Raw genomic sequence first — 6658 nt, 5'->3', positions numbered from 1 at the left:
GCGCCGGCGCCGGGCACCCGGCCGCCGTGCTGCGCGAACTGCTGCGCCTGCCGGTCGTGGAACGCGGCCGGCACCGCCGGGTTGCGGGTGGCGACGATCGGGTGCGAGAGCGCCGGCTGCGGCGGCCGATAGCTGGCGTTGCGCAGGCCGCCCGAGAAGCTCTGGCGGACCGGCGCGATGCCGGGCGCGCCCGCGCCGATCCGCGCGTCGTGCCATTGCCGCGGATCGACGTGCTGCGCGAAGCGCGCCACCGGCTGGCCATGCACGAAGGCCTGCGCCGGCACCGCCGTCACCGCGTTGCGCACGTGGTAGTTGACGTAGGTGTTGTGGATATTGGTGATGTTCGTGACGCGGGTGTTGTTGACGATCACCGTGCGATTCACGCGATCGTAATAGCGCGGGCTCCAGCCGCCCCAGCCGGGATGCCAGGCCTCGTGCGGAGCGAGCGGGAACCAGGCCACGCCGGCGGCCACCGCGCCGCCCACGGCCAGCCCGACGCTCCAGTCGAAGCCGCCGCCCCCGCCGCCGACGAAGGCCACCAGCGCCGGCGCGTAGCAGGGCGGCTCGGCCGGCACGATCGGGCCGGGCACCCAGGCCCAGCTGTCGTCGACATAGGCCCAGCGGCCGTAGTGATACGGCGCGAAGCCCCAGGGCGCATCGTCGACCCAGGTCCAGCCCCAGGGCGCCTGCCAGATCCAGTGGCCGGTGTGATAGGGCGCCCAGCCGGCCGGCACGTCGTTCGGGATCCAGATCGCCCCGTAGTCGGGCGAATCGCGCCAGCTTCCGTTCGCATCGAGGTCCTGGTAGCCGGGAACCTCGCGCGACACGTAGCGCGCCGAGATGGAGCGGTCCTCGGCCGCGTCGCGCGAGGCGCTCCACTGGTCGAACGGATCGGGACCCGGCGCGGCGTTGTTGGCGCCCAGCTGCAGGTTGGTGCCCGTGAAGCTGAGCTGCTGGCCCGCCGCGATCGGGATCTGGCCGCTGTCGCCGAAGGCGGTGGCGCTGCCGCGTCGCACCGTGACGGTGGTCGAGGCGCCGTCCGGGGCCACGTCGACGCGATAGTCGCCGGCGCCGTCGACGGCCAGCGCGAGGTTGGGCGTGTCGATCTCGTAGGCGCTGCCCGCCGGCAGCTCGCGCACATGGGTGGACAGGCTGCCCAGGCCCACCTTCAGCTGCGTGTTGCGATCGTCGAGAGCGAGGATCGCCAGCGCGGTGGACTGGTCGAGTCGCACCGCCGTCGAGCCGATATGGAGCTCCGAGCGCGCGCCCTGGTCGTTCCAGAGTTGGTCGCCGCTGGTCAGCGGCCGGTTGACGGCCGCGTAGGACCAGTCGCTCGCGCCGGCCGGCTCGGTGGTCACCGGTCCCGACAGGTAGTCGAGCCGCGCCACGCGCGAGGGCGGATCGCCGCCGGCTTGCTGCGTGGTGGGCGCGGAGGGCGCCACCTCGGGCGGCGGCGCCGGTTCGGTCTGCGCGAACGACGCGGCCGGGGCCAGCGTGGCGAGCGCCAGCAAGGCCGAGGCGGCCAGCGCGGTGAGGGAGAACGGAACGCGAAGCGGGGTCATGGCGAACTCGTGATTCGATGGCGCGGCGCATGCCAGCGCCGTTTGAATTCACTCTACCCGCGCGCCGTGTTTCCGGGCCGACGCTTTTGTAATGCGCTCATGCGCGGCTGTAACAAAGCATGTCGCTGTCCCCGTTTTCGTCAAGCATTTGCAATCGAGGCGTCAAGCGCCGGTAAGCAAGGCCTCGAAGCGGCGCTGCCCGTCGGGCGTGATGCGCAGCACGCGCGGCTTGCCGGCCGGCTCGATCCAGCGCTGCGCGAGCCAGGCATCGAGCAGCGCGGCGCCGAGCGCGCCGGCCAGGTGGGCGCGCCGTTCGCTCCAGTCCAGGCAGGTGCAGGCGAAGCGGCGGCGGCGCCGCCGCTGGGCGCCGATGTCGATCCGCCAGCGGCTTGCCAGTTCGTCGGCGCCCAGCGGCGTGACCGCCAGATCGTGCGGGCCGTCGGCCTCGCCATCGGCGGCGGCCAGCCAGCCGCGCTCGCGCATGCGGTCGTAGACGCGCACCGCCAGCTCGCCGGCCATGTGGTCGTAGCAGGTGCGCGCATGGCGCATCTCGAGTGGCACGGTGCGCGCCACGGCCGGCACCGGCCGCAGCGGCGCGGTGGCCTGCGCGAGGTTGGCGAGCGTCTCGATCGAGGCGGCCACCTCGGGCGAGGCGATCCGGTAATAGCGATGCCGCCCGCGCACCTCGAGCGAGAGCAGGCCGCCGTCGGTCAGGCGCGCCAGGTGCGCGCTGCCGGCCGAGGGCGAGAGCCCGGCCAGCAGCGTCAGCTCGCCGGCCGGGCGCGCGCTGCCGTCCATCAGCGCCCACAGCATGGCCGCGCGGCCCGGATCGGCGAGCAGGGCGCCGAGCCGGCTCAGGCCGGGAAAGTGCGGGTCGGTGGCGATCATGGTCGGGCCTCGGAGGGAAACGGGTCAGGCTAGTGTAGGCGCCGCCCGCATTCGATGGTTCAGGGCAGCGCGAAGTATCGAATGCGGCACTGCCGGTCGCGCGGCCGCGTGCCCGGTGCCGCCCCGCGTAGAATGCGCAGATCGGATTTCGAGGACGGGCGATCATGCGGGAATTGAGCAAACTGCTGCTGGCCGTGTTCGCGGCGGCCTGCCTGTGCGCCGGCTGCGCGAACGGCGGCGCGGGATCGGCCGGCGGCGGCCAGGGCAGCATCGAGATGTACGGCACGCTCGACCAGGGCATCACGGTCCACAACTGAGCCCGGGGCGGCTGCGACGCAGGATCGCGGTGGCGAACCGTATAATCGGCTTCACCCACACGATACCGCCCGAAACGGAGCCAAGATGTCGAACCCCACGCCCACCGCGCCCCTCGATCGCACCGAGACCGTGTTCCGTTTCCTCGCCGAGCCGACCTCGGTGAATTTCGGCGGCAAGGTCCACGGCGGTGCGCTGATGAAATGGATCGACGAGACCGCCTACGCCTGCGCGGCGATCTGGTCGAGCCGCTACTGCGTGACCGTCAGCGTCGGCAATATCCGCTTCAAGCGGCCGATCCTGGTCGGCAACCTGGTCGAGCTGAAGGCGCGGGTGGTGGCTACCGGCCGCACCAGCATGCACATCCACGTGACCGTGCACGCGGGCGACCCGAAGGGCGGCGTGCTGCGCCAGACCACCGACTGCATGGTGGTGTTCGTGGCCGTCGACGAGAACGGCAACCCGCTGCCGGTGCCGCCGCTGGTGCCCGTCACCGACGAGGACAAGCGCCTGCAGCAATACGCGCTGGACGTGCGCGAGGCGCTCGACAAGCTCGTCGAGCTGAAGCCGGAAGAGGTGGCCAAGGGCGTGGTCTGAGCCGCGCGCCGGCTGCCTGCCGGCGCCAGCCATGATGAACGAGGCCGGCAGGACGCGAGAGACGTCCTGCCGGCCTTGTCGTTGGCATCGAGGGCCGGCGGCGCCGGCCCATGCGCTTATTGCTTGCCGATCATCTCGGCGGGCTTCACCCATTCGTCGAACTGCGCGTCGGTGACATAACCGAGCGCGAGCGCCGAAGCCTTCAGCGTGGTGCCTTCCTTGTGCGCCTTCTTGGCGATCTGCGCGGCCTTGTCGTAGCCGATATGCGGATTGAGCGCCGTCACCAGCATCAGCGATTCGTTGAGCAGCGTGTCGATGCGCGAATGATTCGGCTCGATGCCGACCGCGCAGTGATCGTTGAAGCTCAGCGCGCCGTCGGCCAGCAGGCGCACCGACTGCAGCACGTTGTGCGCGATCATCGGGCGGAACACGTTCAGCTCGAAGTTGCCGCTCGCGCCGCCGAAGTTGACGGCCACGTCGTTGCCGAACACCTGGCAGCACAGCATCGTGACGGCTTCCGACTGCGTCGGGTTGACCTTGCCCGGCATGATCGAGCTGCCCGGCTCGTTCTCGGGGATCGACAGCTCGCCCAGGCCGCAGCGCGGGCCGCTGGCCAGCCAGCGCACGTCGTTGGCGATCTTCATCAGGCTGGCGGCGACCGTCTTCAGCCCGCCGTGCGCGAACACCAGCGCGTCGGCCGCGGCCATCACCTCGAACTTGTTGGGCGCGCTCACGAAGGGCAGCTTGGTGAGCCGGCCGATCTCGTCGGCCACCGCCACCGCGAACTTCGGATGCGCGTTCAGGCCGGTGCCCACCGCGGTGCCGCCCTGCGCCAGCTCGTACAGGTGCGGCAGGGTCGATTCGAGATGGCGGATGCCCTGGTCGAGCTGGGCCACGTAGCCCGAGAACTCCTGGCCGAGCGTGAGCGGCGTGGCGTCCTGCAGGTGGGTGCGGCCGATCTTGACGATCCCGGCGAAGGCCTTCGACTTCTCGTCGAGCGTGCTGCGCAGGCGCTTCAGCGCGGGCAGCAACTGGGTATGGATGGCGAACGCGGCGGCGATGTGCATCGCGGTCGGGAACACGTCGTTCGAGGATTGGCCGCGGTTCACGTCGTCGTTCGGGTGGACCTTGCGCGACTCGCCGCGCACGCCGCCGAGCAGCTCGCTGGCGCGGTTCGCGATCACCTCGTTGAGGTTCATGTTGGTCTGCGTGCCCGAGCCCGTCTGCCAGACCGCGAGCGGGAATTCATCGGGATGGCGCCCGGCGATGATCTCGTCGGCGGCCGCGACGATCGCGTTGGCCTTGTCCTCGGCCAGCACGCCGAGCTCGCGGTTGACCGTGGCGGCCGCGCGCTTGATCAGCGCGAGCGCGTGGATCAGCTCGGGCGATTGCTTTTCCGTCGAGATCTTGAAGTTCTGCAGCGACCGCTGCGTCTGCGCGCCCCACAGGCGGGCGTCCGGCACCGCGATCTCACCGAAGGTGTCGCGTTCCATCCGTACTGCTTCGCTCATCTTTGACTCCGTCACAAGAAAACAGCCACGCCGCGCGCATCGGGCGCGGCACGAAAGCGTAGGTAGGGACGGGCGCCGTTCTGTCGACGGCGTCCAGAGGCGACAAGCATAGCGCCGCGCGCGATTTTACGTCGGCTGGCGGCGCGGCGGGAAGAAGGCAGGGCAATGCCGGGCGGGCACGGCGCGTCCGCCGGTGGTTCGCCTCAGCGGGCGGTGCCGTGATGCGCGTCGATCACGGCCCGGGTCTTCTTGTGGAAACGCCAGGTCATCAGCACGGCCACGCTGGCCAGGCCCGCGGCGAGCCCCCACCAGAGCCCGCGCGCGCCCAGCCCGACATGGAACGCGAACCAGTAGCCGACCGGGAAGCCGACGCCCCAGTAGCCGAGCGTGGCGACGATCATCGGCACGCGCGTGTCCTTCAGGCCGCGCAGGCAGCCCGAGCCCACCGTCTGCATGCCGTCGACGATCTGGAAGATCGCCGCGATGCCGAGCAGGCTGGTGGCCAGCGCGATGGTGCCGGCGTTCTTCGGATCGTCCAGGTGCAGGTAGAGGCCGACGATCGCATGCGGCGCAACGATCAGCAGCAGCCCCGACAGCGACATGAAGGCCACGCCCAGCCCGATCGCGGCGAACCCCGCGTGACGCGCCGCCAGCGGCTGGCCGGCGCCCATCCAGTAGCCGACCCGCACGTTGGCGGCCTGGCCGATCGCCAGCGGCACCATGAAGGCGACCGAGGCCACGTTCAGCGCGATCTGGTGCGCCGCCAGCGAGGATTCGCCGAGCACGCCGATGGTCAGGCCGGTGGCCAGGAACAGCGTCGATTCGACCCCGTAGGTGATGGCGACCGGCCAGCCGATGCCGACCAGCTCGCCCATCATCGGCAGCTTGGGCCGCGAGGCGGCTACGAAGTGACGGAACGCCGGGCGGCCGTGCAGCAGCAGCACCAGCGCGATCGCGGTGAGCCAGATGGTGATGGTGGTGGCCACCGCCGAGCCGAGGAAACCGAGCCGCGGCAGGCCGAAGGCGCCGTGGATCAGCCCGTAGTTGAGCACCGCGTTGACGCCCACGCCCGCGATCGAGACCCACAGCAGCCGGCGCGCGGCGCCGATCGCCGGCAGGAAGGAGCGCATCAGGCCCACCCCGATCAGGCTGCCCGGCGCGGCCAGGCACAGCACCCGGCAGTATTCGCCGATATTGCGGGCCAGTTCGGCCGGTTCGTGGAACATCAGCAGCAGCGGCTCGACGAACAGCAGCACCAGGATCGCCGGCAGCGCCAGCAGCAGGGCCAGCGCGACGCCGGTCCAGTAGATGTGCGGGATGCGCTCGTCGGCCTGCGCGCCGCGCGCATGCGCGACGCTGACGCTCACCGAGGTCAGCACGCCCTGCAGCACCGTGACCACCACGAAGAACAGCGTCGCGCCGAGCCCGCCGGCGGCGAGCGAGTCGGGGCCGAGCGAGCCGAGCAGCACCGTGTCGGTGACGCTCATCGCCATCTGCGAGAGCTGCGCGATCGCGAGCGGCGCGGCGAGACGGGCGGTGTCGGCGGCGTGGCGAGAGAAGGAGGGCGGCGCGCTGGCCGCGCGCGAGAAGCCGGGAAGCGACATGGGCGGACCGCGGGTACGTGCCCGCGCTCTGTTGTTGTAGTGAAGCGAGCAGCTTACGTTTTTCCTGCGCGACTGTCGAATCGGCGCCAGAGGGCGCGTCGCGCGTGGGGGCTTGGCGGCGGCGTGGCTTCGCGCGCGGGGCCGGATGGGCGACGCGCGCCGCTCGCCTTGGCGCCGGCCG

6 protein-coding genes are annotated in these 6658 nt (G+C 71.2%); 2 read left to right on the top strand and 4 right to left on the bottom strand.

Going from position 1 to position 6658, the window contains the following annotated elements:
- On the bottom strand, nucleotides 1-1562 hold a 1562-nt coding region (locus tag F3J10_RS33655), incomplete at its 3' end, for a DUF6600 domain-containing protein (protein WP_167243881.1).
- 162 nt (nucleotides 1563-1724) lie between these two features.
- A complete protein-coding gene (locus F3J10_RS33650; RefSeq protein ID WP_167243880.1) occupies nucleotides 1725-2450 on the bottom strand; it encodes a metalloregulator ArsR/SmtB family transcription factor in 726 nt (241 codons plus the stop codon).
- 164 nt (nucleotides 2451-2614) lie between these two features.
- On the opposite strand from F3J10_RS33650, the gene F3J10_RS33645 reads away from it, so the two are divergent.
- Nucleotides 2615-2767 carry a hypothetical protein gene (locus tag F3J10_RS33645; protein ID WP_013697043.1) on the top strand — a complete coding sequence of 51 codons (153 nt, stop codon included), beginning with the start codon at nucleotides 2615-2617 and terminating at the stop codon, nucleotides 2765-2767.
- A gap of 85 nt (nucleotides 2768-2852) precedes the next feature.
- Nucleotides 2853-3362 (top strand): acyl-CoA thioesterase, encoded by a 510-nt coding sequence (locus F3J10_RS33640; RefSeq protein ID WP_025098990.1) that lies wholly within the window; start codon nucleotides 2853-2855, stop codon nucleotides 3360-3362.
- Nucleotides 3363-3478: 116 nt separating this feature from the next.
- On the opposite strand, the gene fumC is transcribed toward F3J10_RS33640, so the two are convergent.
- Together fumC and F3J10_RS33630 are read right to left on the bottom strand one after the other, a co-directional pair.
- On the bottom strand, nucleotides 3479-4873 hold the full coding sequence (gene fumC / locus F3J10_RS33635) for a class II fumarate hydratase (RefSeq protein ID WP_025098989.1): 1395 nt from the start codon (nucleotides 4871-4873) through the stop codon (nucleotides 3479-3481).
- A 203-nt stretch (nucleotides 4874-5076) separates the two neighbouring features.
- A complete protein-coding gene (locus F3J10_RS33630) occupies nucleotides 5077-6477 on the bottom strand; it encodes an MATE family efflux transporter (protein WP_025098988.1) in 1401 nt (466 codons plus the stop codon).
- Nucleotides 6478-6658 lie beyond the last annotated feature (181 nt).

This window comes from Burkholderia sp. Cy-637 (assembly GCF_011753175.1).
GTDB classification, from domain to species: Bacteria; Pseudomonadota; Gammaproteobacteria; order Burkholderiales; family Burkholderiaceae; genus Burkholderia; species Burkholderia gladioli.
Note: the sequence above shows the minus strand (reverse complement) of the source record. Positions and strands in the feature narration are given on the sequence as shown.

Coding starts and splice junctions, on each gene's coding strand:
- F3J10_RS33650 (WP_167243880.1), bottom strand. CDS start 2,450: ATGATCGCCACCGACCCGCACTTTCCCGGCCTGAGCCGGCTCGGCGCC.
- F3J10_RS33645 (WP_013697043.1), top strand. CDS start 2,615: ATGCGGGAATTGAGCAAACTGCTGCTGGCCGTGTTCGCGGCGGCCTGC.
- F3J10_RS33640 (WP_025098990.1), top strand. CDS start 2,853: ATGTCGAACCCCACGCCCACCGCGCCCCTCGATCGCACCGAGACCGTG.
- fumC (WP_025098989.1), bottom strand. CDS start 4,873: ATGAGCGAAGCAGTACGGATGGAACGCGACACCTTCGGTGAGATCGCG.
- F3J10_RS33630 (WP_025098988.1), bottom strand. CDS start 6,477: ATGTCGCTTCCCGGCTTCTCGCGCGCGGCCAGCGCGCCGCCCTCCTTC.